This window comes from Pyrobaculum sp., from assembly GCF_049971835.1.
GTDB lineage: Archaea > Thermoproteota > Thermoprotei > Thermoproteales > Thermoproteaceae > Pyrobaculum.
In genome coordinates this window covers 1-2,904 of record NZ_JBMFKV010000209.1, presented here as the reverse complement: position 1 = coordinate 2,904, position 2,904 = coordinate 1, and the positions used below count along the sequence as shown (strand labels likewise).

Sequence of the window (2,904 nt, the reverse complement as noted above, 5' to 3'; positions counted from 1 at the left end):
CTTTCGTTATCGCCTTATGGCACTGGCTGTATTATGACTCTCCCAACGACTTCAACCTCTTCTCCCCCAAGTCGCTTCTTAACGTGCTCTACGCTTTCGTGGACTCCGCCCACGCCTCTGGCAAACGCGGCGCCTAGCGCCGAAGCCCTCCGCTACGCCGCCTCTATTATCAAGGGGCGTCCAGCCACGTTGTGGCCGACGACCTTCATGTTCGGGGGCTCACTAATCGGCGGGTGCGCAGAGCCAGTATCCACAGTATGGAGCCGTGGAGGGCTAAAGCGGCGCAGGCTGTGCCAGAAACGCCCCATTCGCGCCTAAAAAGCCAGTTCCCCGATCGACTTATAAAGCCCAAAGCCGGGTTTTCGGCATGGAACTGGTGGCTTACGTCCGCGTATCGCAAGAGGAGGAGCGGCTGGAGAACCAGGAGTTTGCCATCTATCAATGGGCCGCCAGACACGGCCACCGCGTGGTGGATGTGTGCAAAGACGTGGGTGTCTCCGGCGCGGTACCTCCCGGCAAGAGGCCTGGCTGGAGGCAGGTGGTGGAAAGCTTGGCGTCTGGGAGGGCCCAAGGCGTCGTGGTGTATTCCCTTGACCGAGTCGCGAGGAGCCTCTGGGAGCTCGCCGCAGTCTACAAGGAGTTCAACGAGAAGGGCTGGGCGCTATATTCTGTGAGGGAGGAGTGGCTATCGGCAGTCGATCCCAGGGTGCGCGACCTGCTGGTGGCCGTCTTGGGGTGGGCCGGGGAGATGGAGCGCGAATTTATCCGCGAAAGGACGCGGGAGGCCCTCCGCCGCCTCAAGGCGGAAGGCAAGAGGCTGGGGAGGCCGCCGAAGTGGAGCCCGCAGATCAAGGCGAGGATTGTGGACCTGGTGAGGCGGGGGCTGACGCTGAGGGAGGCCGTGAAACTTGTGGGCGTCGGCTACAGAACAGCGGTTAGGTATCTGTCGCGGGACCCCGACTACTTAGAGGCTGTGAAGGTGGCCAGGCTGTCTGGGGCGAGGCGCGCGCGTTGAGTTCAACGTTGTGGTATATAACTAAATTTCGGTTATACAAACGGTGTAGCGCCTCAGTAGTTCGCAACGTGGGTAAAGCTTAAATATCTCCACAGCGATAAGGCATGCAGGCGCGGTAGTTGCCTGTGCCTCTGCAGTGCTTGGCGCATGCGGCGAACGATGTTGGCGCCCCGGACACGCGCCGAGGGGATGGCGAAACACAACCGGGGGCCTCTCCTTTATTTCACGGAGCTAGCACATGCGTTCTGACCAACGCAGTCGCTGTTATAGAGCGGAATCTCTCCGCTGAGAAAAAGCGGTTGAAAAACAGTGCTATGGAAATACTCGCGGCGCGTGTTGTTCAAATACGGTACGGAGCCGCTTCTCGTAATCTGCCACGTAGTGCTCAATGGTGATAGCCAGGCTTGATGGCAGAGCGCGGCCTTGGAGCATTGCGATATCCGAAACGTCCACCCCTTGGTCGAGGAGCCACTGGGCGTTGAACTTGCGGAGTAGCTTGGGTTCAAGCCACGGGAGCCCCGCCTTCTCTCTCGCCTCCTTCAGCCAGCGGTATATCGTGAGGAGCTCGCATGGGAACAGCCTCTCGGTCCTCTGCCCCAACATCTTCTCGAACCTGTCCCTCCACGGGAGGTACACCGTCTGGAGGTAGCGGACGGCACCCTCTGTGAGAAACACCACGGGCTGGCGCTTGGTGCCCTCTGTCTCCCCCACCAGGAGGCGCCTTCGCTCAAGCTGGAGACCGGCGAGGGTGGCCTTGTGCAACTGCCTGGCGCGGATGCCAGTCTCAGCCAGCAGGCCCCAGAACGCCGCGGCGCAGGGCGAAATTTTACTCGCCTCCTCCCACACTCTTTTAACCTCCTCCAGGGTGGGTATCTTGTAGCTGTTCTTCTTCTTGACGCGGGGCACCTTGAAGGAGTCGTAGAGCAGGGCGGCCAGCTGGGGGTCCCTCGCCCTCACCACCACGTCGATAAACTTTTTGAGCGACTTAGCCATCTCCTGGGCGATTTTAGGAGTCTCCGCCGTGTAAATCTTTTCTATAGTTTCCTGTGAAATCACCCATCCGCCTCGCTGTAGAAACCTAGTCAAGTACCTCAAGTGGCGGGTCCTCGTGTCGTACGCCAAGCCCTCCAGCTCCAGCTTCTTTTTGAACACTTCGAGATCCTCCCTCTCGACGCGGTAGGCCGCCTCCGCCTTCACCTGTCCGGGGAGCAAGACGGAGAGTTGCTGAATTACGTAGTCGCGGAGGGCCTTGTCCCTTAGAGCCTTGGAGATAATCTGCAGTGCTTGGTCCACGTCTAGCCTCCCCACAGGAGGCTCTGGTAGGCACCTCTCCACGGTATTTGGATCGGCTTCGTGCATTTTCTGTAGCTTCTCCGGCGCCGGAGCCGACCTCCCGCTCAGCCACTGAGCGACGGCCGCCGGGGTGACCCCAGCCAGCCGCGCTATGTCGCTCACAGAGAGTCCCAGCGCCTCTCTTAGACACCTTACTATGTCGATTCTTTGTTCATCTGACAGCTTTACCCAATACGGGTTGACAAACATTGGTGAAAAATGGCATCCGCTTTTAAATTTTTCGCCAACATTCTAAATAGTACGAGCCTTTCGAGCCCGTGACCCGGGTTCAAATCCCGGCCGGGGCACTCACCCCAACTCTAACTCCCTAGGCCCGGCATACCGCTTCAAAAACTCAGATAAAATCTTGAAAAGAGACACAAATCTGTAAAGGGCAGTTCGCCATGCACGGACATTAAATTACACGCCATGCCGTGTGTCAGTTAGTAGGTATAAAGTGAGTTGCTCCAGGAGGAAGCCGTGTATAGGAGCGCCCCGTGCATGCGTCGTGTCGGTTTGAGGACACATACCGCCGCCCGGTGTCGACGTCTTTCAAC

Annotated in this window: 2 protein-coding genes; one reads left to right on the top strand and one right to left on the bottom strand. The window is 58.6% G+C overall.

Annotation, left to right across the window (positions count from 1 at the left end; all coding sequences use genetic code 11):
- Positions 1-367 precede the first annotated feature (367 nt).
- Positions 368-1,015: a recombinase family protein gene (locus ACP5J3_RS12475; RefSeq protein ID WP_428495984.1), complete on the top strand. Its 648-nt coding sequence runs from the start codon at positions 368-370 to the stop codon at positions 1,013-1,015.
- A gap of 312 nt (positions 1,016-1,327) precedes the next feature.
- Here the strand turns inward: ACP5J3_RS12475 and ACP5J3_RS12470 are convergent, their stop codons facing one another.
- Positions 1,328-2,557, bottom strand: a complete 1,230-nt coding sequence (locus tag ACP5J3_RS12470; RefSeq protein WP_428495983.1) for a helix-turn-helix domain-containing protein — start codon at positions 2,555-2,557, stop codon at positions 1,328-1,330.
- Positions 2,558-2,904 lie beyond the last annotated feature (347 nt).

Coding starts and splice junctions, on each gene's coding strand:
- ACP5J3_RS12475 (WP_428495984.1), top strand. CDS start 368: ATGGAACTGGTGGCTTACGTCCGCGTATCGCAAGAGGAGGAGCGGCTG.
- ACP5J3_RS12470 (WP_428495983.1), bottom strand. CDS start 2,557: ATGTTTGTCAACCCGTATTGGGTAAAGCTGTCAGATGAACAAAGAATC.